24 protein-coding genes, 11 tRNA genes, 1 pseudogene and 1 riboswitch are annotated in these 23,541 nt (G+C 32.7%); of the genes and pseudogenes, 3 read left to right on the forward strand and 33 right to left on the reverse strand.

Translation table 11 applies throughout. The annotated features are described in order from the left end of the window. Nucleotides 1–76 precede the first annotated feature (76 nt). The 13 genes from metK to C661_RS0101395 form a co-directional block, all read right to left on the reverse strand. Nucleotides 77–1,252 (reverse strand): methionine adenosyltransferase, encoded by a 1,176-nt coding sequence (metK, locus tag C661_RS0101335; RefSeq protein ID WP_017413497.1) that lies wholly within the window; start codon nucleotides 1,250–1,252, stop codon nucleotides 77–79. 163 nt (nucleotides 1,253–1,415) lie between these two features. Next, nucleotides 1,416–1,515: riboswitch (SAM riboswitch) on the reverse strand. 232 nt (nucleotides 1,516–1,747) lie between these two features. Continuing rightward, nucleotides 1,748–1,832 (reverse strand) — tRNA-Tyr (locus C661_RS0101340). Between the two features lie 5 nt (nucleotides 1,833–1,837). After that, nucleotides 1,838–1,912, reverse strand: a tRNA-Thr gene (locus tag C661_RS0101345). A gap of 24 nt (nucleotides 1,913–1,936) precedes the next feature. After that, nucleotides 1,937–2,012 (reverse strand) — tRNA-Val (locus C661_RS0101350). Between the two features lie 5 nt (nucleotides 2,013–2,017). Beyond that, nucleotides 2,018–2,102, reverse strand: a tRNA-Tyr gene (locus C661_RS0101355). Nucleotides 2,103–2,107: 5 nt separating this feature from the next. Continuing rightward, nucleotides 2,108–2,182, reverse strand: a tRNA-Thr gene (locus C661_RS0101360). 24 nt (nucleotides 2,183–2,206) lie between these two features. After that, nucleotides 2,207–2,282, reverse strand: a tRNA-Val gene (locus tag C661_RS0101365). A gap of 5 nt (nucleotides 2,283–2,287) precedes the next feature. Continuing rightward, nucleotides 2,288–2,372: transfer RNA gene (locus C661_RS0101370), tRNA-Tyr, on the reverse strand. Nucleotides 2,373–2,377: 5 nt separating this feature from the next. Next, a tRNA-Thr gene (locus C661_RS0101375) sits at nucleotides 2,378–2,452 on the reverse strand. Nucleotides 2,453–2,476: 24 nt separating this feature from the next. Then, nucleotides 2,477–2,552, reverse strand: a tRNA-Val gene (locus tag C661_RS0101380). Nucleotides 2,553–2,557: 5 nt separating this feature from the next. Next, a tRNA-Tyr gene (locus C661_RS0101385) sits at nucleotides 2,558–2,642 on the reverse strand. A gap of 5 nt (nucleotides 2,643–2,647) precedes the next feature. Continuing rightward, nucleotides 2,648–2,722, reverse strand: a tRNA-Thr gene (locus C661_RS0101390). A gap of 377 nt (nucleotides 2,723–3,099) precedes the next feature. Beyond that, nucleotides 3,100–3,768, reverse strand: coding sequence for a hypothetical protein (locus tag C661_RS0101395; protein WP_017413498.1), 669 nt, complete (start codon nucleotides 3,766–3,768; stop codon nucleotides 3,100–3,102). Between the two features lie 334 nt (nucleotides 3,769–4,102). Here C661_RS0101395 and yyaC point away from each other — a divergent pair, with 334 nt between their 5' ends. Continuing rightward, nucleotides 4,103–4,660 (forward strand): spore protease YyaC, encoded by a 558-nt coding sequence (gene yyaC / locus C661_RS0101400; RefSeq protein ID WP_017413499.1) that lies wholly within the window; start codon nucleotides 4,103–4,105, stop codon nucleotides 4,658–4,660. Between the two features lie 81 nt (nucleotides 4,661–4,741). On the opposite strand, the gene C661_RS0101405 is transcribed toward yyaC, so the two are convergent. The 19 genes and pseudogenes from C661_RS0101405 to C661_RS0101490 all read right to left on the reverse strand — a co-directional run bounded on the left by C661_RS0101405 (nucleotide 4,742) and on the right by C661_RS0101490 (nucleotide 20,963). After that, entirely contained in the window at nucleotides 4,742–5,776 is a 1,035-nt protein-coding gene (locus tag C661_RS0101405; protein ID WP_017413500.1) for a rod shape-determining protein, read from the reverse strand. A gap of 94 nt (nucleotides 5,777–5,870) precedes the next feature. Beyond that, nucleotides 5,871–6,125, reverse strand: coding sequence for a sporulation transcriptional regulator SpoIIID (spoIIID, locus tag C661_RS0101410; protein ID WP_017413501.1), 255 nt, complete (start codon nucleotides 6,123–6,125; stop codon nucleotides 5,871–5,873). 126 nt (nucleotides 6,126–6,251) lie between these two features. Further along, entirely contained in the window at nucleotides 6,252–6,938 is a 687-nt protein-coding gene (locus C661_RS0101415; protein ID WP_017413502.1) for a M23 family metallopeptidase, read from the reverse strand. A 149-nt stretch (nucleotides 6,939–7,087) separates the two neighbouring features. Further along, entirely contained in the window at nucleotides 7,088–8,206 is a 1,119-nt protein-coding gene (spoIID, locus tag C661_RS0101420) for a stage II sporulation protein D (RefSeq protein WP_017413503.1), read from the reverse strand. A gap of 146 nt (nucleotides 8,207–8,352) precedes the next feature. Then, nucleotides 8,353–9,609: a UDP-N-acetylglucosamine 1-carboxyvinyltransferase gene (gene murA / locus C661_RS0101425; protein ID WP_017413504.1), complete on the reverse strand. Its 1,257-nt coding sequence runs from the start codon at nucleotides 9,607–9,609 to the stop codon at nucleotides 8,353–8,355. A 27-nt stretch (nucleotides 9,610–9,636) separates the two neighbouring features. Continuing rightward, complete coding sequence (locus C661_RS0101430) at nucleotides 9,637–10,335, reverse strand: YwmB family TATA-box binding protein (protein WP_017413505.1); 699 nt, start codon at nucleotides 10,333–10,335, stop codon at nucleotides 9,637–9,639. Between the two features lie 171 nt (nucleotides 10,336–10,506). After that, nucleotides 10,507–11,061 (reverse strand): SLAP domain-containing protein, encoded by a 555-nt coding sequence (locus C661_RS0101435; protein WP_017413506.1) that lies wholly within the window; start codon nucleotides 11,059–11,061, stop codon nucleotides 10,507–10,509. A gap of 324 nt (nucleotides 11,062–11,385) precedes the next feature. After that, nucleotides 11,386–11,793: a F0F1 ATP synthase subunit epsilon gene (locus C661_RS0101440; RefSeq protein WP_017413507.1), complete on the reverse strand. Its 408-nt coding sequence runs from the start codon at nucleotides 11,791–11,793 to the stop codon at nucleotides 11,386–11,388. 41 nt (nucleotides 11,794–11,834) lie between these two features. Next, nucleotides 11,835–13,229: a F0F1 ATP synthase subunit beta gene (atpD, locus tag C661_RS0101445; protein ID WP_017413508.1), complete on the reverse strand. Its 1,395-nt coding sequence runs from the start codon at nucleotides 13,227–13,229 to the stop codon at nucleotides 11,835–11,837. A 36-nt stretch (nucleotides 13,230–13,265) separates the two neighbouring features. Next, nucleotides 13,266–14,120: an ATP synthase F1 subunit gamma gene (gene atpG / locus C661_RS0101450; RefSeq protein WP_017413509.1), complete on the reverse strand. Its 855-nt coding sequence runs from the start codon at nucleotides 14,118–14,120 to the stop codon at nucleotides 13,266–13,268. Between the two features lie 29 nt (nucleotides 14,121–14,149). Further along, nucleotides 14,150–15,667 carry a F0F1 ATP synthase subunit alpha gene (atpA, locus tag C661_RS0101455; RefSeq protein WP_017413510.1) on the reverse strand — a complete coding sequence of 506 codons (1,518 nt, stop codon included), beginning with the start codon at nucleotides 15,665–15,667 and terminating at the stop codon, nucleotides 14,150–14,152. Nucleotides 15,668–15,705: 38 nt separating this feature from the next. After that, nucleotides 15,706–16,233 carry a F0F1 ATP synthase subunit delta gene (locus tag C661_RS24160; RefSeq protein WP_242825963.1) on the reverse strand — a complete coding sequence of 176 codons (528 nt, stop codon included), beginning with the start codon at nucleotides 16,231–16,233 and terminating at the stop codon, nucleotides 15,706–15,708. Next, nucleotides 16,219–16,743, reverse strand: a pseudogene (locus C661_RS24165) (F0F1 ATP synthase subunit delta); the annotation flags it as partial. The pseudogene C661_RS24165 and the gene C661_RS24160, both read right to left, overlap by 15 nt. A gap of 3 nt (nucleotides 16,744–16,746) precedes the next feature. Further along, nucleotides 16,747–17,226, reverse strand: coding sequence for a F0F1 ATP synthase subunit B (locus tag C661_RS0101465; RefSeq protein WP_017413512.1), 480 nt, complete (start codon nucleotides 17,224–17,226; stop codon nucleotides 16,747–16,749). 100 nt (nucleotides 17,227–17,326) lie between these two features. Continuing rightward, the gene (gene atpE / locus C661_RS0101470) at nucleotides 17,327–17,575 is read right to left on the reverse strand and encodes an ATP synthase F0 subunit C (protein ID WP_017413513.1); all 249 of its coding nucleotides are present in this window, start codon (nucleotides 17,573–17,575) and stop codon (nucleotides 17,327–17,329) included. 185 nt (nucleotides 17,576–17,760) lie between these two features. Further along, nucleotides 17,761–18,441, reverse strand: a complete 681-nt coding sequence (locus C661_RS0101475) for a F0F1 ATP synthase subunit A (RefSeq protein WP_017413514.1) — start codon at nucleotides 18,439–18,441, stop codon at nucleotides 17,761–17,763. Nucleotides 18,442–18,445: 4 nt separating this feature from the next. Then, complete coding sequence (locus C661_RS0101480; protein ID WP_157785667.1) at nucleotides 18,446–18,823, reverse strand: hypothetical protein; 378 nt, start codon at nucleotides 18,821–18,823, stop codon at nucleotides 18,446–18,448. 591 nt (nucleotides 18,824–19,414) lie between these two features. After that, on the reverse strand, nucleotides 19,415–20,446 hold the full coding sequence (locus tag C661_RS0101485; protein WP_017413516.1) for a glycosyltransferase family 4 protein: 1,032 nt from the start codon (nucleotides 20,444–20,446) through the stop codon (nucleotides 19,415–19,417). A 28-nt stretch (nucleotides 20,447–20,474) separates the two neighbouring features. After that, nucleotides 20,475–20,963 (reverse strand): deoxycytidylate deaminase, encoded by a 489-nt coding sequence (locus C661_RS0101490; protein WP_026050895.1) that lies wholly within the window; start codon nucleotides 20,961–20,963, stop codon nucleotides 20,475–20,477. Nucleotides 20,964–21,151: 188 nt separating this feature from the next. On the opposite strand from C661_RS0101490, the gene C661_RS0101495 reads away from it, so the two are divergent. Both C661_RS0101495 and C661_RS0101500 read left to right on the forward strand, forming a co-directional pair. After that, nucleotides 21,152–21,853, forward strand: coding sequence for a Crp/Fnr family transcriptional regulator (locus C661_RS0101495; RefSeq protein WP_017413518.1), 702 nt, complete (start codon nucleotides 21,152–21,154; stop codon nucleotides 21,851–21,853). Nucleotides 21,854–22,204: 351 nt separating this feature from the next. Next, nucleotides 22,205–22,756, forward strand: coding sequence for an NADH peroxidase (locus C661_RS0101500; protein WP_017413519.1), 552 nt, complete (start codon nucleotides 22,205–22,207; stop codon nucleotides 22,754–22,756). A gap of 145 nt (nucleotides 22,757–22,901) precedes the next feature. Here C661_RS0101500 and upp read toward each other — a convergent pair whose 3' ends face one another. Beyond that, nucleotides 22,902–23,531 carry a uracil phosphoribosyltransferase gene (gene upp / locus C661_RS0101505; RefSeq protein ID WP_017413520.1) on the reverse strand — a complete coding sequence of 210 codons (630 nt, stop codon included), beginning with the start codon at nucleotides 23,529–23,531 and terminating at the stop codon, nucleotides 22,902–22,904. Nucleotides 23,532–23,541 lie beyond the last annotated feature (10 nt).

Raw genomic sequence — 23,541 nt, forward strand, 5'->3', positions numbered from 1 at the left:
ACCTAAAGCTTATGTTATACCTCTCAAATTAGATATAACTAGCTTTAGGTTGTTTATTTTTAAACTGTATTGTAGCCTATAAATATTTTTTTATTTCTTCTACTTTGTTTAACTTCTCCCATGGTAAATCAAGGTCAAGTCTTCCAAAGTGTCCATAAGCAGCAGTTTGCTTATAGATTGGTCTTCTTAAATCTAAGTTTCTGATTATAGCAGATGGTCTTAAATCAAATACTTTCTCAATTAATTCAACAATTTTGTCATCTGCAATTTTACCTGTTCCAAAAGTCTCAACTTCAATTGATACTGGTTTTGCAACTCCTATAGCATAAGCTAATTCAATTTCTAGTTTGTCAGCTACACCAGCAGCAACTAAGTTTTTAGCAACCCATCTTGAAGCATAAGCAGCAGATCTATCAACTTTAGTTGGATCTTTTCCTGAGAATGCACCACCACCGTGTCTTCCATATCCACCATAAGTATCTACAATAATTTTTCTTCCAGTTAATCCTGAGTCCCCTTGTGGTCCTCCAATAACGAATCTTCCTGTTGGATTTATGTAGTATTTAGTGTTTTCATCTAGTAATTCAGCTGGAACTATTGCTTTTACTACATGTTCCATTAAATCCTTTTCTATTTGATCACGTTCAACTTCTGGTCCATGTTGAGTTGAAATAACTATTGTGTCAATTCTTACAGGTTTATTATCTTCATATTCTACAGTAACTTGAGTTTTTCCATCTGGTCTTAAGTATGTTAAAGTACCATTTTTTCTAACTTCAGTTAATCTTCTAGATAATTTGTGAGCCATAGCTATTGGTAATGGCATATACTCTTCAGTTTCATTTGTAGCGAAACCAAACATCATACCTTGGTCTCCTGCTCCTATAGCTTCATCCTTATCAATTTCACCTTTTTTTGATTCTAAAGCTTCATTAACTCCCATTGCTATATCACTTGACTGTTCATCTATAGATGTTAAAACAGAACAAGTATCAGCATCAAAACCATATTTAGCTCTTGTATATCCAATCTCTGCTATGGTTTGTCTTACAACCTTTGGAACGTCAACATAACAGTTTGTAGTAATCTCTCCCATTACTAAAACCATACCTGTTGTTACTGCTGTTTCGCAAGCAACTCTTGCTGTTGGGTCTTGCTCTAATATTGCATCTAATACTCCATCGGAAATTTGATCACAAATCTTATCTGGATGTCCTTCTGTAACTGATTCTGATGTAAATAATCTTCTCATTTTCTATCTCCTCTCTCTTCTGCCAGGTCATCTGTAAAATAGTAGTTATTTTCTTTTAGATGCCTCTTAAGCCTTAAATATAATAAGGAAAATTCCTTATATTTCTAATTACAAAGAATAAAAAACCTCTTCTAAGATAAGAAGAGGTTGATATTTCCACTCTCTCTTATCTTGCAGACTTTACTGCAGGAATTGGCACCATTGTGCTTGCACTGGTTGCCGGGTTTCATCGGGCCCTGTCCCTCCACCTCTCTGGATAAGAGTTATTATTAAGTTTTTTATTTTCAAAGCTATACTAACATATTAATTTTCCTATGTCAATATGTTCGCTATTAAATACCTTGAGGCTTATTCACTCCAAGGATACTTAATCCTAAAATTACAACATATAGGTTCTTTATACAGACCCATTTGTCTCAAAGCTCTTAAGTAATTTTAAAACAAATAAATTTAAAATTCATAGACAATAAAAAAACACCTAATAAGTAGGTGTTTTGGTGGAGGAGGACGGATTCGAACCATCGAAACGAAACGTAACAGATTTACAGTCTGCCCCCTTTGGCCACTCGGGAACTCCTCCATATTTGGAGCTGGCAATAGGAATCGAACCTACAACCTGCTGATTACAAGTCAGCTGCTCTACCGTTGAGCCATGCCAGCATATTTATTAAGTTTAAGTGTAAATGGTGGTCGCAACAGGGATCGAACCTGTGACCCTCTGCTTGTAAGGCAGATGCTCTCCCAGCTGAGCTATGCGACCTAATGTGGTGGAGGAGGACGGATTCGAACCATCGAAACGAAACGTAACAGATTTACAGTCTGCCCCCTTTGGCCACTCGGGAACTCCTCCACATTTGGAGCTGGCAATAGGAATCGAACCTACAACCTGCTGATTACAAGTCAGCTGCTCTACCGTTGAGCCATGCCAGCATATTTATTAAGTTCAAGTGTAAATGGTGGTCGCAACAGGGATCGAACCTGTGACCCTCTGCTTGTAAGGCAGATGCTCTCCCAGCTGAGCTATGCGACCTAATGTGGTGGAGGAGGACGGATTCGAACCATCGAAACGAAACGTAACAGATTTACAGTCTGCCCCCTTTGGCCACTCGGGAACTCCTCCACATTTGGAGCTGGCAATAGGAATCGAACCTACAACCTGCTGATTACAAGTCAGCTGCTCTACCGTTGAGCCATGCCAGCATATTTATTAAGTTCAAGTGTAAATGGTGGTCGCAACAGGGATCGAACCTGTGACCCTCTGCTTGTAAGGCAGATGCTCTCCCAGCTGAGCTATGCGACCTAATGTGGTGGAGGAGGACGGATTCGAACCATCGAAACGAAACGTAACAGATTTACAGTCTGCCCCCTTTGGCCACTCGGGAACTCCTCCACATTTGGAGCTGGCAATAGGAATCGAACCTACAACCTGCTGATTACAAGTCAGCTGCTCTACCGTTGAGCCATGCCAGCACATCACAATCATCAAAATTGGCCTCAACTTTGACAAGGATTAGTATACAATTTAATTAAACTTTTTTCAACCTCAAATTTAGCTGTTTTAGTTGTTTATTGCCGCTTACCTTATATTCTTTATGGAATGCTCACGATTACACCTTATTACATTTTTCAAAGTCTTTTGAATGGAACACCTCATGGTCTGTTAGCTATAAGGGCTTTGATAGCAGTATAACCTTTATGAAAATCAAATATTCCTTAAAATTAATAAACCCATTGCAAATAATTAAAAAATAATCTAATAAAATAATTTTACCCCTATTCTTAAAAAGGTATGGGTGGTTGTAATCAACCTATAGTAAATATATTAGTTAATTTAACTTAATGTTTATCTAATCATCTTTATTTTCTACTGTTCCCATATCTATATACTTTGAAAATATTTCTTTTACTTCACTTACCTGTTTAGCAGTTAATCTCTCTTCAAGGATTGCCATAGCCTGCCTTACTCCTATTTTTTGATTTTTATAGGATAAATATTCTTGAAATCTATTAAGATCTTCCTCTTTAAGTTTCCTAGATACTGAAAGAATTTTAGCCTTTTCTTCTAAGGAAAGATAAGAACTTATCTCCTCTACTGGTACTTTTATAACTTGATTCTTTTTTCTTTGTTCAATGTTATAGGCATCAAATTCACCTGTAATTTTATCACTATTTTCCAGTTCAGATAACTCTTCCATTGTATTCCTCATAATACTTACGCTTTTATCTTTTTTATAACTATCGCTATCTGACTCATCATCATTTCCTTGAATTAAATCCCTTGAATTATAGCTAGAAACAAGTTCTTCCTCATTTCTGCCCTTTGAGTTATTTACTGCACTTTCTGTACTTTCATCCCATACATTTTTTTTATCCTTCTCTAAGGATTCCTTTTGCTCTTTCTTAACTATGGTAATATTATGGTTGATATCCTTGTTAGGAACATTATGTTCAATCATAATATAGATACAAATTATACTGTAAACAATTATAATTGTAGAATAAAAAGTTTTTTTCAAACTACCACTTCCTATTATATATAATTTATTACCTACTACCTCTTAATTATGTTCTTAATAGATTTTTTTATTCCTAACATATTCAAATCTATGGGGAAATTGGTATAGCCTTAGTTTTATTTTTAATTATTAGTATAAACTTTATTTAATTTATTACCTTACTTTGTATAAAATCACTCTAATTTTAAGGTTTTCTATAAGCTTATTCATTAATTATTTAACATGTTCACACTACTTAATTTTTTATATTTTCTCTATTAATCTGTATAACAGTGTTTTTAAAATAATAATTGCATATATATCCTCATATAAATAAATAGGGGGTGTGTGTTCAGTGAGTAAGATTAAAACGCATTATAAGGAACCTTTGGGATATTATAACTTAGCTCATTTTATTAAGGATCATTTAGATGATAATACCATTATAGTGTGTATAGGCACTGATAGATGTATTGGAGATTGCTTAGGCCCGTTAGTAGGAACTTATCTAAAAGAAAGATTTTTCCCTCTTCCTGTTTACGGTACTATTTCTGAGCCTATACATGCTTTAAATCTTGAAGCAAGATTAGCTGAGATTAAATCCTCTCATCCTAACTGTAAAATTATAGGTATAGATGCTTGTTTAGGCCCCTTTTCAAGCATTGGGGAAATTCAAGTTAGAAATTATCCAATTAATCCCGGAAAAGGAGTTGGTAAGATCCTTCCTCCTGTGGGTGATATATCAATAATTGGAATAGTTGATTCCAGTGATGATGATGAACCCTTTACCTCTAGGAACATAAGATTAAACTTAATTGTACAATTGTCAAAAATCATAACTCACAGTTTAATGCACGCCTATTACTTAAGCTTCTACTGCAAAGATCAATTTAATTTGGACGAAGTGAAATAACTTGTGTGTAAAACGTGAAGGAGATAAACTTGCCCTATACTAAAGAAAAAGCAATATAGCCCATGGCTATATTGCTTTTTTTTAGTCTATTATGGATACATGTTGACTACTAAATGAATCGTCTAATTTATCAATGTAATCTAAAACTTTTCCAGTTCCTAGTGCTACACATGAAACTGAATCTTCTGCTACATAAACGGGCACTTTTGTAATATCTTGAATTAGCTTGTCTAACCCATCTAATAAAGCACCACCGCCAGTCATAATAATTCCTTTATCAGCAATATCAGATGCTAATTCTGGTGGGGTTTTTTCTAAAACAGAATGAGTACATTCAGCAATGGCATAAACTGCTTCCTTTAACGCTTCTCTCATTTCACTTGAATTTACCAGTATATTCTTGGGAAGTCCTGTAATAAGGTCTCTTCCTCTTATTTCCATACTCACTTCTTCTTCCTTAGGGTATGCACAGCCAATATTAATTTTTAAGTCTTCCGCTGTTCTCTCACCTATCATAAGCTTATGTTTCTTTCTAATGTAACGAATAATTGCCTCGTCAAACTTATCTCCCGCAACTTTAATTGATTCTCTAACAACCATTCCGCCTAGGGAAATAACCGCAATATCAGTAGTTCCTCCACCAATATCAATTACCATGTTTCCGCTAGCTTTCGTTATATCTAATCCTGCACCTATAGCTGCTGCTAGAGGCTCTTCTATTAATTGAACCTTCTTTGCACCTGCATTTCTAGCTGCATCTTCTACAGCTCTTCTTTCCACTTCTGTTGCTTCACAAGGAACGCAAACCACAACCCTTGGTGCTGACATTTTTCTTTTTCCGCATGCTTTTTTTATAAAATGCTCAAGCATCTTTTCTGTAACATCATAATCTGAAATTACACCATTTCTTAGTGGACGAATTGCAACAATATTACCAGGTGTTCTCCCAATCATTTTTCTAGCTTCTTCACCCACTGCTAACACCTTATTAGCATTTTTGTCAATAGCTACAACTGACGGTTCCTTTAAAATTACACCTTTACCCTTAATGTACACTAGCACTGTAGCAGTACCTAGATCTATACCCATATCTGTACCCATTCCAAAAAAAAACATCTTAAATTTCACTCCTGCTCTTCTGTATATTTGTATTATAATAATCTAAATTTCGCTAAAATTTGTCTTAATTACTATTATAATACTAAATATTTTATCCTTCAATCGTTTTATATTTCATTTTTGTGGCTTTTCCACCTCTAATGTGTCTCTCTGCTTTATTTAAATTTAAGATAGTTTTTGCTTCTTCAGCTACTTGAGGATTTATTTTAGGTAATCTCTCAGTCATATCCTTGTGTATTGTACTTTTACTAACTCCAAAAACTGATGCTGTTTTTCTTATAGTAGCTTGTGATTCAATAATGTATCTAGCGACCTCCAGTACTCTATCTTCGATGTAATCTTTCAAAGTGTTACCTCCTTAACCCTTCTATATTTATAAATATGCTGAAAACTAATGTTAAATTACTTTCTTATTAGTCATTTTCCGATTATATCGGAAAATGACTAAAATAAATTTTTAAAACTATGTTATTTACTTTTTGTAGTTAACATATGAAGCTGGATCTACATTTTTTCCATCCTTAAGAACTTCGAAGTGAAGGTATGTACCATACTCTTCATAAGCTAAGTTAGTAGTATTTCCAACTTTACCAATTTCTTGAGAAGCTTTTACTTTATCACCTTTTTTTACTGCTAGCTTTTCGTCTAAATTAGCATATCTAGTAACTAACCCATTTTGATGGTCAATTTCTACAAATACACCTTCAGTAGTACGATCTACATTTTTTACAACTCCGTCTGAAGCTGCTACAACAGATGCACCCTTTTCAGCTTTAATATCCATTGCTGGGTGAGTCTTGTGATCATTTGTAGTTTTAAACTTAACTGGATCCTCTGAATAGGCTCTACCTAAAGAACCTTTAACTGGACTAACAAAGTTTTTGTTTCCTGTGTTAGAAACAGCTTGACTTTTGTTCTGAACTTGTACATTTGGTACTGGTTTTATATCTTCCTTCACTTGAAGAGCACCTTGAGGATCTTTTGGCTCAACTACTGTACCCTTTTGTTCCTGTGTTGTAGTTGGATTTATTGCTGTATCTTTATTTCCTCCAGCTGTAATAGCTGCTACTGTTGCTACAGCACATAAACATACAAAGAGTATTACGTAAAAGCCCTCCTTCTTAATAAACTGTTTAAACTTATTAAATTTATTGTTCATAAAAACACCTCCACCTGTATTCTGGACTCATATTTGGAAAATAATACATGCAAAAGAAAATTTTTTATATTTTTTTATAACAAAAGCACCTGAAGAAGTTTTTTCCTTCTCCAGGTGCTCTTATTATGTTTGTATCAATACTTATTAATTTATTTATTTATAGTCTCAATATTAACACCACTATAGTAATGACAAAGTATATCCTTATACGCTTTACCTGCTTTCGCCATTACATTGGCTCCCCATTGACTCATACCAACTCCATGACCACTACCTACACATCTAATTACTATATCTTTATCTAAAAACTCCATTTGAAAGTTTGCAGACTTTAAATTAAATAGCACTCTAAAAGTTTTTCCTGGTATAGTTATGTTTCCAAGTTTGATTTCCTTTACACTTCCACCTTCAGTTCTACTCATTATTTTAACCTGACTTTTAACTTTGCTTGCACTTACTCCTGCATCCTTATACTGGTTGTTTATGGTAGATGTAAACTTAGAAATAGGTATGGTCACACTACTTTTATAACTAGGAGATACATCTTCACCTGGGCTATCTACACTTCTTAAATAAGGTAATGCACTAACAAATACCTCTTCTACATTTTCTGTCTTACCACCACTAGTAGAAAAATAGTATGCACCTTTTGCAAGTTCATTATTATAGGTAAGCACCATTCCCTTGGTTTCATTTACTGCCTCTTCAATTTTAGCCCAATTTTTTTCCCCATTTACACCCCAAGCCTTTAACCTTGCTTCCTTATTCATATACACTTGACAATGTACTGTATCACAGAGGTCTGCTCCCTTAGCATTTGCACAAGCTCCACCCAAAGCTTTCGTATGGGCTACAGTATAAGTCCTTGCCGCAATAGCTTGAGCTTTTAACGCTTCAATTTCAAAGGTCACAGGCATTTCACTACTTATAACCCCTTTAATATATTCTTCTAAAGGCAAATTAACAACTCGTCCTTCCTTGGTTAAATATACCTTTACATCACTTATCACCAGATTAAACTCTTTCTTTGTTTCACCTTGTTCCTTTGACACTATTTCTCCCTCATTGCTATTTTGTACATTTTCTTCTATATTAGCAATATTCCCATTTTCAGGGCTTGTTTCATTTCTTCCCAAAATTAAATAAACAGATATAAATAAGAAGCCAACAGCTAATCCAAAATACATAAATATATTCAATAATGGCTTTGCAGATTTATATAGGTTTCTTCCATAGTTTATTCTTTTATTAGTTTTATAGTAGCTCATTATTTTTCCTTCCTTTCGTTATGGATATTAAATTGTATTACAAATATGGTCCTAATATTACTAAAAACATATATTTTATGAAATTTCATGGATAAAAAAATAAGGTCATAATTATCTATCAGGATAATTACGACCTTATTTTCACCTTATTCTACTCTTACAACATCTGCTCCCAAAGCCTTTAATTTTTTCTCAATGGAAACATACCCTCTATCTATGTGATATACATCATTAATAACAGTTTCTCCTTTAGCACATAAACCAGCTAAAATTAAGGAAGCTCCTGCCCTTAAATCTGTTGCCTTTACTTCAGCTCCTGTAAAATCATGAACACCTTCAATTATAGCACTTCTTCCATCAATTTTGATATTTCCACCCATTCTTGTAAGTTCTCCAACCTGCATAAATCTATTTTCAAAGATAGTTTCAGTTATTATGCTTGTACCTTGAACCTTAGCTAATAAACTCATCATCTGGGATTGCATATCTGTAGGGAATCCTGGATAAGGCATGGTTATAATATCAATAGGCTTTAACTCCACCTCGCCATTAATAACCATAGTGTCATTATTTATGTCTATCTTTACACCCATTTCTCTAAGCTTTGCAATAACTGGTTTCAAATACCTCTCATTTATACCCTTCAAAGTAATTGTACTGTTAGTTATTGCTGCTGCTATCATAAAAGTTCCTGCTTCTATTCTATCAAATATAGGCTGATATTCTATTCCTGTAAGTTTTTCCACCCCAATTATAGTAATGGTATCACTACCTTCACCCTCAATATTAGCTCCTAGTTTTTTTAAGAACATAGCTAAATCAATAATTTCAGGTTCCTTAGCAGCATTTTCAATAACCGTAGTGCCTTTAGCTAAAGTAGCAGCCATCATTATATTTTCAGTAGCGCCTACTGATGGAAAATCTAAATATACATTAGCCCCTATTAAATTGTCTGCAACAGCTTCAACATAGCCATGACCAACCTTTATTTTAGCTCCCAAAGCAGCTAACCCTTTAAGATGTAAATCTATTGGCCTAGACCCAATATTACATCCTCCTGGAAGAGAAATTTTGAATCTACCAAATCTAGCTAGCATTGCACCCATTACTAAAAATGAGGCTCTCATTTTTCTTACTAATTCATCACTTACATTTACGTCACTTAAATTGCTTGTGTCAATTTCAACTATATTATTAGCTTTATCTATATTAACTTTTGCAAGAAGTGTTTTTAAAACATCACATAATACAAATACATCTTCTAGCATGGGGGAGTTTTTGATAGTACACTTTCCTCCACTTAAAATTGTTGCTGCAAGTATTGGTAGTACAGAGTTTTTTGCTGAACTTATGTTCACTTCTCCACTTAGCTTTTTACCACCCTTTATAATAAATTTACCCATTTTCATCCTCCAATTATCATGCTATCTTTAATAATCTAAAGTTATTTCTGGTGTGCCCATTACTAAATAGCATCCTGAGGAATACTTAACCACCGCACAATGAAAATCTACATCCATGGTTCCAACTTTTTTAGAATCATATAAATTAGTATTGCAAATAATACTATACCCATTATACAACTTAGCTTTATTAATATTCTTAGCTTTACTTTGCTCAAGTTCATTCATTACAAAATTATTAACTTCATCTAAGTTGTTGTTTAAGATTTTACCTTTTATACATTGTGAGTAAGTTATCCTGCTATTTACATGGGATAAAATCTCTGAAAGTTTACTTCTTAGTTCCTTTGTTCTATTTTCTTTTTCCTTTTTTATTACTGTAATCACAACTATATTTTTGTCTTTATAAGGTGTTGAGGTTATGCTTCCTTTATAAATTTCATTAGAAAATATAATGTTGCTAAATTCATCCTCATCATTCACAGTATATTCCATTTCCCCTAAAGTGGTACTTGCTTTCCTTATTATTTCCTTACAAGCATTCATCCCTTGAGAATCCGAATTAAAGGTGGCTGTAACTGAGTATTCACTCACTTCTATATTGCTATTAGATAAGAGTTTTTCAAACATATCAACTTGACCTTGTACATAAATAAAACTGCTATTAATCACCAATATAATTAGTGTTAGGATTAATACTATAACTGCTTTAAATTTAAAATTCATATTAACTCCCCCTTATAACTTAAAGTATTAACAATCTTCCAAATCTTATTCCATATATTTACATTTATATGTTATAGGAATAAAATCGCCTCTCCAAACTGTAATGGAGAGGATTTAAGGGAATTAATATTACTATTCTTAATATCAATATATAAAATTACTTGAAAAATGTTACTTTCTATTATATCCCGTTGAATATTCTAGTATATACTCCTCTAAATCAGCGGTCTTGTTTAAAATGTGATCAGGTTCATAAATTAGATTCCATACCCTAGATTCACCTGCATTAAGTTCTCCAAATTCATCCTTTGAAAGCTCAAATGTAGCTGTGGCTATAACTTCACCATTCTTTTTTATATCTACCTTCGCATCTATATTATACACAGTATAGTTATATCCATTTCTAATAAATACAGATAAAACCAAGGCTCCATCTTGCCTAAATTTTGCAGAAAAACCATTGAAACTAATATTATCTTTTTCTGGATTTCCTAATTTGTCTAAGTATCCTTGCAACTGGTTCCTAGTTTCCTCGGAAACTTCATCTTGATTAACTTTAGGTCCAAAGCTAAAGTGTTGAGGCTTCAAGTCTTCATCCTTACTTTTAACATTACCAGCTACTTCACCCTTATTAGTATCTTTAAACTTATTTTCTTTCACTTGCCCCTTTCCACACCCTGTAATAAGAAAACATATTATCAATATTACTCCAATTATTTTTTTCATATTAAATCTCCTAGCATAGATATATATTTACAGTATATTCATGACTTCTACTTTACTGTAGAAAAGTAATTCTCTAGTCCTCATTACTAGCTAATTCCTTTAACAAAATTAAGCTTTATTAAGCTAAGAATTCTTTACCCAAGTTAAAATTCCTGCTAACGCTCTAAGCTAAATGCATTTTTTAGTATTTACTAAGATTTAAATTCATCATTTTATCTATTTTATACATATACCTCATTATTTATTACTATACGTAGGTATAATAATAAATAATTGTCCCTATGAAAAAAGCAGATACTTGAGTATCTGCTTTTTCATAGGTGTTTATATTTGTTGAGCAAGCTTTAATCTAGCTAAAGCTCTTAAAAGTGCTAGTTGTACCCTAGTTGAATCTAAATTTTTATCTTTTTCTTTCATCCTAGACTCTGCACGTTCCTTAGCCTTTTCTGCTCTTTCCTTGTCTATTTCTTCTGGCCATTCTGCTGAGTTACAAAGCAAAACTGCCTTATTATTATTTACCTTAAACACACCATCGGATGTAAATGCAGTATGTTGTTTTCCACTTACATCTTGAAAAGTTGTCACTGTAGGTACTAAAGTAGCTATCATAGGTGCATGATTTGGAAGAATTCCAAAATGCCCTTCACTTCCTTCAGAATTTAAGGATACTACTTCTCCTATGAATAACTCTCTATCTGGCGTAATTATTGTAAGATGAAATTTGTTTTCCATAGTTTTTCACTTCCATTCCAATAATTATGAGCCATAGGCATCTATTCACCCATTGTTTTTGCTCTTTCAATTACATCATCAATAGTGCCTGCAAATAAAAAGGCTGCTTCTGGCACTTCATCATGCTTGCCCTCAAGAATCTCTCTAAATCCTCTTATAGTTTCCTTTATAGGTACATATTTGCCTTTATATCCTGTGAATTGTTCTCCTACAGTAAATGGTTGAGATAAAAATCTTTGTACTCTTCTTGCTCTACCAACTACAAGTTTATCCTCTTCTGAAAGTTCATCCACTCCTAATATTGCAATAATATCTTGAAGTTCTTTATACCTTTCAAGGATATGTTTAACTTTAGCCGCTACCTCATAATGCTCTTCTCCAACAATTCTAGGATCTAGAACTCTTGATGAAGATTCTAGTGGGTCTACTGCTGGATATATACCAAGTTCAACAATAGATCTTGATAAAACAGTTGTAGCATCTAAGTGGGTAAAAGTAGTAGCTGGTGCTGGGTCAGTTAAGTCATCCGCTGGCACGTATACAGCTTGAACTGAAGTAATTGAACCATTTTTAGTAGAGGTAATTCTCTCTTGTAAAGCTCCCATTTCAGTAGCAAGGGTTGGCTGATAACCAACAGCACTTGGTATTCTTCCAAGTAGTGCTGACACTTCTGAACCAGCCTGAGTAAATCTAAATATGTTATCTATGAATAAGAGCACGTCCTGGCCTTTATCTCTAAAATGCTCCGCCATAGTAAGACCTGTTAAAGCTACTCTCATTCTAGCTCCTGGTGGTTCATTCATTTGTCCAAAGACTAAAGCTGTCTTTTCAATAACACCTGACTCCATCATTTCATTATAAAGGTCATTACCCTCTCTTGTTCTTTCTCCAACTCCTGTAAATACAGAAAGTCCCCCATGTTCACGGGCAATATTATTAATTAACTCTTGGATTAGTACAGTTTTTCCAACCCCTGCACCACCAAACAATCCTATCTTTCCACCACGTTGATATGGTGCAATCAAATCTATAACCTTTATTCCAGTTTCGAACATCTCTGGTTCTACTGACTGTTCTTCAAAGGTTGGAGCTGGTCTATGAATTGTATAGTACTCTTCTGCCTCAAGGGGTTCTTTCTCATCCATTGTATGACCTAAAACGTTAAAGAGTCTTCCTAGAACTTGTTGTCCTACTGGTACTTGTACTGGCTTCCCTGTATCAACTGCCTTAACTCCTCTTTTTAATCCCTCTGTGCTTTCCATAGCTATTGTCCTAACTATATCATCACCTATATGTTGTTCAACTTCTGCAATTATAACTTTGCCATCCATTTTAATTTCTATAGCATTGTAAATATTAGGAAGTGAATCTGTATCAAACTTTATATCTATTACTGGTCCTATTATTTGAACTACTTTTCCTATATGTTGTGACATTTTAACCCTCCAAATTATTTAGTGCCTTTTATGCCACTATTTTTGTGCTTGAGCACCGCCCACTATTTCTGATATTTCTTGCGTAATAGCACTTTGTCTAATTCTGTTATACTTTAAATTCAGCTTACCAATTAGCTCATCGGCATTTTTAGTGGCACCTTCCATAGCTTCCATTCTGTAGCTTTGTTCTGATACCTTTGCATTAACCATTGCATTTAATACTAACGAATTTAAATAAGGTGCTATTAACTTATCTAGAAACTCTTCTTTATCTCCTTCAATATCAAAATTACTTTCATAACTCTCACTTGAGGACTCTGAAATTAAAGGTAATAACTTCACTGACACCGGACCCTTTCTAAGTTGGTTTACAAACTTAGTATAAACTAAGTGTACTTCCCCAACTTCGCCATTTGTGAACATATTTAGCCCATGTCTGCAAATTATGCTGGACTCCTTAACTGTTGGCACATCTGGGATTTCAATATATTCAGCCACAGTGTCGTATCTGTACTTTCTCAGTAGTGTTCTTCCTCTTTGTCCAATCATCATAACAATATAGTTTTCCTTATCAGTTCCAATTATCTCATTGGTCTTAGATAAAATACTACTATTATAAGAACCACAAAGCCCCATATCTGAAGTTACTACGATAATTAGTTTTTTACTGCTATTATTCCCTTTTATAAGTATATTTTCACTTGATAATGAAGGAATTACTTCATCCACAATTTCCTTATATGCATTGAAGTAGTTATTGTTTTCATTTAACCTTGCTCTAGCTTTCTTTAGTTTAGACGTGGCAACCAGACCCATGGCCTTTGTAATTTTCTTAGTATTTTGCACTGATTTAATTCTTCTTTTAATATTAACTAATCCTGTTGCTGCCATGTTTCCCACCTCCTGCAAAACCTAGTAGATTAACTAAGTTCTGCTAAAAATATCTTTTTGTATTCATCAATAGCCTCATTTAAATTTGCCTTTATCTCATCATCCAAAGCTTTTCTTTCATTGATAAGCTTTGTAATTTCTCTATAATGAGTATCTATATACTCTAAGAAACTCTTCTCAAAGCTTTTGATTTTATTAACAGGTATATCCATTAAGAAATTATTAACCCCTGCATAAAGGATTGCAATTTGTTTCTCTACGTCCATAGGAACATATTGATCTTGCTTTAATATCTCTATTAATCTTTTTCCTTTTTCAAGTCTCTTAACAGTTTCCTTATCTAAGTCAGATCCGAACTGTGAAAAGTTTGCAAGTTCTCTATATTGAGCTAATTCTAATCTTAAAGTTGCTGCAACTTGTTTCATTGCTTTTATTTGAGCACTTCCTCCAACCCTTGAAACTGATATTCCCGCATTAACTGCTGGTCTTTGTCCTGAATAGAAAAGCTCAGCCTCTAAGAATATCTGTCCATCTGTAATTGAGATTACATTTGTCGGTATATAAGCTGTAACATCTCCTGCCAAAGTCTCTATAATTGGAAGGGCAGTAATGGATCCTCCTCCAAGTTTTTCTGAAAGCTTAGCAGCTCTTTCAAGTAGTCTTGAGTGTAGATAGAATACATCTCCAGGGTACGCTTCTCTTCCTGGTGGTCTTTTAAGAAGTAACGACATGGCTCTATAAGCTACTGCATGTTTTGATAAATCATCATAAATTATCAAAACATCTTTTCCCTGATGCATGAAGTACTCTCCCATACTACAACCAGCAAAAGGTGCTAAATATTGTAATGGTGCAGACTGAGAAGCAGTGGCTGCAACTACTATTGTATAGTCCATAGCACCCATTTCTCCTAGTGTATTAACAATATGAGCAACTGTAGACTGCTTTTGGCCTATAGCCACATATATACAAACTACATCCTTACCCTTTTGATTTAATATAGCATCAATAGCCAGCGCTGTTTTACCAGTTTGTCTATCTCCTATAATAAGCTCCCTTTGTCCTTTTCCTATAGGTATCATAGAGTCAATAGCTTTAATACCTGTTTGTAAAGGTTCCTTAACCGATTGTCTTTCAATAACACCTGGTGCTTCCACCTCTACAGGTCTGTATTTCTCTGTAATTATAGGACCCTTGCCATCTACTGGCTGACCAAGAGAATCTACAACTCTACCAATAAGCTCTTCACCTACTGGAACTTCTACAACTCTACCAGTTCTCTTAACAATATCCCCTTCTCTTATACCTTCCTCTGATCCTAGTAACACACAACCAACATTGTCTTGTTCTAAGTTTAGAGCAATACCATAAACTTCATTTGGGAATTCCAAAAGTTCTCCTTCTAGACAATCATCTAGTCCATAAACCCTTGCTATTCCATCCCCAATTTGAATAATGGTTCCTGAATCAATTGTATTTATATGGCTCTCATATCTTTCAAGCTCTTTTTTTATAATAGATGTTATTTCACCTGGTTTAATGTGCATAATTTCACCTCTACTCCTATAACTTGCTCACAAATTTATTAGGACATTGTTCTTCTTATGGTTGTTAGTTTTCCCTTAACTGTACCATCAGTAATATCATCACCAATTCTTACATAAACTCCACCTATGAGACTTTTATCTATCTTTTCAGTAATTACAATTCTTCTTCTATAAAAATCTTCCAAGCAGTTTTTTAAGTTATTTTTTTGTTCTTCAGTTAAAGGAATCACTGTTTTTATTTCCGCGTTTAATATCTTATTAAAGTTATCTGGTCCTTTAAATCCTTCATGGAATTTTCCTAAATCCTCACCAGTAGTTAGTTCCTCTAAAAAATCCCCTTCAATTACATCATTACCAATTATAACTTTAACACCACTTATAATTGAAGCATCAAAAACCTGCTTTATAACTATGTCTCTGCTATAAAATTTCCCAAGATTTAATCTTAGTGTTTCTATTTTTTCCTGAGAAAGAGGACTAGAAGTTATAACCTCTGCTACCAATTCTTTATTTAATTCATTAAAGTTATATCTGGATCTTTGATTATTTTCCACTAAATCCTTCATATCTTTTAACTTATTTTTTACTGAACCGTCTATAACATCACTACCTACCATGACAATTATTCCACCTATGATAGATTTATCTATTTCTTCTTCAAGAATAATTTCTTTTCTATAGGTTTTTTCTAATTTTTCCTGTAGAGTTTCTTTTTGAAGCGATGTTAGGGGTACTACAGTTTTAACCTTAGCCAATACTCTATTAGTACGTTCTAAATGAATTAATTTAAATTGATTATATTTTTCTTTTAGATAAAGTATCCTCTCTTTTTCAATAAGCAAAAGAAGGAAATTCAATATTTCTTGAGAAATCTTTCCTTCATAAATCTCTTTGAAAATTCTTTTCTTAGCTGATTTGCTTATTTGAGGATGCTTTGTAATCTTAATAAGGCCTTCATTGTTTGTTATTTCTTCAACTATAGTTTCCAATTCTTCTAGGACCTGTTCTATGTTGCCTTTTTCACTACAAGCATCATAAAGAGCAAGTGCGTATCTTCTATCTAAAAACTCATACATGGTTTAACTACCTACCTTAGTAATAAAATCATCGATTAATCGTTTATGTTCCTCTTCATCAATTTCCTTTTCCAATGCCTTTTCAGCAAACTTCATAGATAAGTTGATTATTTGTGATTTTATTTCTTTTTCTGCTTTTTGTTTTTCTCTTTCTGCTTCTACTACAGCTCTTTCGTGGATAAGTGTAGCTTCCTTTGTAGCATCTTCTATAGTTTCTGAATAAACTTTGTCTGCCTTAGTTTTATAAGCTTCAACAAGCTTTACTCCATCTTCTTTATATCTTCTTATATTTTCTTCATGTTCCTTTTTAAGTTGCTCAGCCCTTGCCTCTTCATTTCTAGCCTTTTGGAACGCTTCTTCAACTTCCACTTTTCTGTCATTAATTACTCCAAGGGTTTTTTTGAACACAAATTTCTTAAGTATAAAATAGAATATAAAAAAGTTAATGGTTGATGCAATTATTATACTTCCATGTATATCCATTATATAAAATCCTGGCTTAAAGCGCTTTAAGGCTATCCAATAAGCCAGGATTTACACCTACCCTTCTTAAAAAAATTTGATACAGGCTAATAATTATTTATTAGCCTTTTACTCCCATAAGTATTAGTAATAAACCTAATAGGAAACCATAAATTGCTGTTGCTTCTGATAATGCTCCCCCGATAATTAGTGCAGTCATTATTTTACTGCTAGCATCAGGTTGTTTTGCAATGCTTTCTACAGCCTTAGCTGTAGCATTTCCTGTTCCAATACCTCCACCTATTACTGCAAGAGCTGCTATTCCTGCTCCAATTGCTGACATTCCTGCTATAAAAGCTGCTGATTCCATAATAAAAATCCTCCTTAAATTTCATCAAATATATTACTAAATGTTTTTCTTTGTACCTAAACATTTTCATGCTAGTTCATCCTTTTTAAAGCAACTAACTATCTCAATAAGTCTCGTGAGAACTCAAATAATCCTCACCTGAAAATCCTACGTTCTCCCAGAAACTAATTAATTACTTAACAATTTTAATGCTCTGAAATTATTTTGATATTTATCATTGTTAACATAACAAATATCACCATTTGAATAGTTCCATCGAACACATCAAAGTAAAAGTGGAATGGTACTGGAATTCCTAGTGTAGTAATGAAACTAATGCCATGAAGTGCTTCATAAAGGAGTTCCATGATAATAGTTGCTGCAAAAATATTACCAAATAACCTCAGACTAAGTGATATTGGTAGCATAATTCTCTCCATTATGTTTATTGGAAGCAAAATCGCCACCGGCGAAGCATATCCTTTGAAATATCCCAAAAGCCCAAGCTTTTTAATAGTGTATCCTTGAATTATTAAAAATGTAGTAAAAGATAATCCTAAAGTTACACTAAAATCTGAGGTCGGTGGTTTAATTCCAAAGAGCCCTACCATATTTAATATAAAAAGATAAATTCCTAGTGAACCAATATAGGGAACAAAACTTCTCTTTCCTTCTCCCATATTTTCATCTACGGTTTTAGTTAAAAACTCAACAAGTATTTCCACTATACTTTGAACTTTTCCCGGAACCCTCTTTATATTTTGGCTATAAATTAAAGATAATATTAAAGCTATTAATATTACTACCCATTGAATTATAAGACTATCAGTTATATAAAAAGGAAAACCAAATAAATTCAAGACATATCTTGGCAATACTTCTTCCATATAATCACTTCCTTTCACTAGATTTTAGATTTAACCCATAGAGTACCATTGATATTAATTGTGAAGTATATCCTATTATGTATATTATGAAGTTTAAATCACTTTTAGTAATAATTATAATTCCTGTTATACTCACAAGTAAGGTTCTGAATAAGGTGCCAAATAAAATAAACATTCTTTTTCCTGGATTACATTTTGTTAATAGATAACTCGTTACTAAAGAATTAATACTTAAATTAACATAGGCGAAAAAAATTCCTAAGAAAAAAAACATTGCTGAAATTCCATAAAAAATATAACCCACGGTAATAAATATTAAGCATAATCCCAAGTCGTAAGTAGCTATTTTCTTTAAAAGCACTTTATTTAATTCATTCACCATTGTTCTCCTCTATTTTAAAACTAATTAAGATTATATAATTATAAATAGTTTATTAAAACCCCATTAAACCTTTAAATTTCCCTGTTTTGTTTAATATTATTCATTTACATGAAATTAGTGTGGATTTAATCTGAATCTCAGCATTTATCATCACTTCTCATTATTCTTAGATAATCTTCTTAAGAATTATTCAATTTTTTATTTACCACAATTAGTTTTATAATTTATTTAAGTTTTTATGAATAATACAACTGAATATTATTCATAAAAACTTGTTTATCACTGTATATATCTCGTATAAAGACTCATGGAATATATTTTTATTCCATTTTGTGAATATTTTATTAATTTACAATGCAAACTATTGTGTTAATTGCAATTTTTATTTATTTTACTTTCATTATTCCCTCTATTTAATAACGTTTACAGGAAATATTCACACTTATACACTATTATGTAGATATTTTTACTATATTGTCTTTATAATATTCTGCATATTTCACACTATTTCTTCAATTATGCGACCTAATAAAATAAAAAAAACTAACAAGTAACTTCATTAGTTATACTTGTTAGTTTGTATTTTACTAATTACTCCTTATTTCCCTTTTTAAACATATTACATTTCCAAGCAATTAAAAATATAATTAATGCCACTAGTGCAAATAAAAAGTATGCCTTTTTACTACTTAACTGCATAGCTATTACTGCTAGTGCCCCTAAACAAGCTCCAATTAAGTACATAATCAAAACTGCTTGTCTTTGTGTAAGCCCCAAACTCAGCAATCTATGGTGAAGATGACCTTTATCACCTTCCATAATTGGTTTCCTATTTATCACCCTTCTAATCATAGCAAACAATGTATCATATATAGGTAATCCTAGTGCTAATAAAGGCACAGCAATAACTAAGGAAGTAGCTGACTTTATAGAGCCATCAATAGATATTGCAGCCAGAAGAAACCCTAGTAGTTGGGATCCTGTATCACCCATAAAAATACTAGCTGGATTAAAGTTATATGGCAAGAATCCAAGTATAGCCCCACTTATGATAGTTGTGAGAAGTATAGTATTATGTCTTCCATTAATTATTGCTACAACCAACATAGTGATAGATGCTATAAACGCTATTCCAGCTGCAAGCCCATCTAACCCATCAATTAAATTAAAGGCATTTGTAATTCCAATAACCCAAAGAATAGTAATGGGAATGCTAAAATAAAATAAATTTATATATGGGTAAATATTATGAAAAGGATTAGTTACCAGTCTTATGGTTATTCCAGATAAAATTAAGCATATGGATGCTAGTATTTGAATTAGAAGTTTGTATTTGGGTGCTAAACACTTTATATCATCGATAATTCCCCCAATTACTATTATAGTACATCCAATTATTAATCCATAATTAAAGCTATGAAACTTGTTAACATTCAGCAATGCTACTATTACAAAACTAATGTATATGCTCAAGCCACCCATCCTAGGAATTGGAGTGCTATGCACCCTTCTATCATCTTTCGGTACATCTATAGCATTAACCTTATAAGCTAGCTTGATTACTATGGGCGTAATACAAAACGAAATAACTAGCGCAATTGAAAATATGATTATTTTACTCATAAAAACCATCCTAATAATTTATTTGTTCTTAGTATCCTCCATCTCCTGACAAGGACTCATCATTTATTACCCAGTAGTCAACGCTTACAACTCTGTAGTCTTTATCTGTATCCCGAATTATTACTTCAGAAATTCCTGAATTAATAATCAATCTTTTACACAACGAACAAGATGAAGCATTTTCAACCAAATTGCCTGTAGCCACTTCTTTTCCCACCAAGTATAAAGTAGCACCAATCATGTCTTGCCTTCTTGCAGATATAATTGCATTTTGTTCAGCATGAACTGATCTGCAAAGCTCATATCTTGTGCCTCTTGGTACCTTTAATTCCTCACGTTTACAATATCCCAAGTCAGTACAATTAACTCGTCCTCTTGGAGCCCCTGAATATCCAGTAGATATAATTTCATCATTCTTTACTATTATAGCCGCGAAGTTTCTTCTTATACAAGTTCCTCTTTCAAGGATAGTTTCGCATATATCTAAATAATAATTATGTTTGTCTATTCTATCTATCAATATCTACACCTCATTGTTTTATATTTAAATATATTTTATACTATAAGCAACAAATTTAAAAGAGAATTTTAGTATTGACTTAATCAACAATTATAATTATATACTAAATTCCATAAAGTTGCTCTACTATTTCTAAACCTATGCTAAAATACTCATAACAATAATTAAATAAAAAGGTGATTATTATGAATAAATTTATTCAACCCCTAAGAAAATGTATACTTTTTAAAGACCTCTCAGATGATGAAATAGATGGTTTACTAAGTAAAATTAAATTTACCCTCTATGAAAAATGCATGAACTGCATAAACTGCAAAACTTGTATTTTAGCATTAGAGGGCGAAGACTGCACCTCAATAGGTATAGTCCTACAAGGAAACGTGGAAATTCAAAAGCATTATCCCAACGGCAAAATTGTTTCCTTGAGTAGCTTAAATGAAGGAAAGATTTTTGGTGAGGCTATAGTATTTTCATCTCACCATAAATATCCTGCAACTATAGTCACTATGAGAAATTCAAAAATCATGCACATTTCTAGAGAAGATATCATATATATGTGTAGTGTGAATTCTCAAGTGTTAAAAAACTTCATGGAGCTTTTATCTTCAAAAATACTAAACTTAAATAAGAAAGTTACTGAACTTTCTCTAGAAACTCTAAGGCAGAAAATAATCTTTTACTTACTGCAATTATATAAAGAACAAAAGACTTTAAAACTAATGCTACCTATCTCTAAAAAGAGTCTAGCAGAATATTTAGGTGTACAAAGACCTTCTCTATCAAGAGAATTAATCAATATGAAAAATGAAGGTCTTATAAATGTAGAAAAAGATTTAGTTGAAATACTAGATATAGAAACCTTACAAGATTACATCAATATTTATTAAACAAGGTAATATTACTACCGCCAACTGCCTTACCCCTGGCTTACAAGTTTACATTAGCATTTGTTAAACTACTAATGTATCTAATACTTTTATATGTACTAATGATTCTAACTTTAGAACAATACAGGCTTTCAAGACAAAAACTAACCTTATTGATTTTTAAAATTCTTAAGCCAATAATGTGTTGTCGAAATTTAAATTAAATTTTCGAATAAAAATAATAATTTTCTATTGATAATTATTATCCGATAGTATATAATAAATTCATAAGGTTGGACGAAAACAAATTACCAACACAGTAAAAATTAACTAAACTAATATATTTAAAGGTTTTGAGGAGGAATATTTATTATGAAAAAATTTGTATGTACAATTTGCGGTTATATTCACGAAGGAGATGCAGCTCCAGAGTTTTGCCCAGTATGTAAGGCACCTGCTTCTAAATTTGTAGAAAAAAATGAAGATTCACTATCATGGGCAGATGAACATAGAATAGGCGTTGCAAAAGACGTTGATCAAGAAGTTATAGAAGGATTAAGAGCTAACTTCGTTGGAGAGTGCACAGAAGTAGGAATGTACTTAGCTATGAGCCGTCAAGCAGACAGAGAAGGATTCCCTGAAGTTGCTGAAGCTTATAAAAGAATAGCTTTTGAAGAAGCAGAACATGCAGCTAAATTTGCTGAATTATTAGGTGAAGTTGTTGTAGCTGATACAAAAACAAACTTAAAAATGAGAGTTGATGCTGAGCATGGTGCTTGCCAAGGTAAGAAAGACCTAGCTACACTTGCTAAAAAATTAAACTTAGATGCAATTCATGATACAGTTCATGAAATGTGTAAAGATGAAGCTAGACACGGTGCAGCATTTAACGGATTATTACAAAGATACTTTGGAAACAAATAGTATTTAATTACGTAACCCTATCCCCTAAGATAAAAAAACTACCTCTATAATTTAAACATTAGAATAAAAAATGTGTAGAGATTATTCTCTACACATTTTTTATTCGCTAAAAACTATAATTTTATAGTTTCTCACTTAAATCATTTTATTTAGTTCCAAATAATCTATCTCCTGCATCTCCAAGACCAGGAACTATATACCCATGTTCATTTAAACATTCATCAATAGCAGCTACATATATGTCTACATCAGGATGAGCATCCATTACAGCTTTGATTCCTATTGGTGCTGCAACTAAGCACATTAATCTTATATTCTTAGCTCCTCTTTTCTTTAAAGCACGAATAGCGTCAACAGCTGATCCGCCTGTAGCAAGCATAGGATCTGTTACTATAACATCTCTTTCCTCTATATCTTGTGGTAGTTTGCAAAAGTATTCTACTGGCATTAACGTTTCTTCATTTCTATAAAGACCTATATGCCCTACTTTAGCAGCTGGTATTAATTTAAGCATACCATCTACCATTCCAAGTCCAGCTCTTAGAATTGGAACAATTGCAAGTTTCTTTCCTGCTAATACCTTACACTTAGTTTTACAAATTGGAGTTTCTATTTCAACTTCTTCAACTTGAATATCTCTTGTTACCTCATAAGCCATAAGCATAGCAACTTCTTCAACAAGCTCTCTAAAATCCTTTGAACCTGTATTCTTATCTCTAATAAAAGCTAATTTGTGTAATATAAGTGGATGTGCAATTTGTGTAACTTTACTCATTTTTTCTTCC

The organism is Clostridium tunisiense TJ, from assembly GCF_000300195.1.
Classification (GTDB): domain Bacteria; phylum Bacillota; class Clostridia; order Clostridiales; family Clostridiaceae; genus Clostridium_J; species Clostridium_J tunisiense.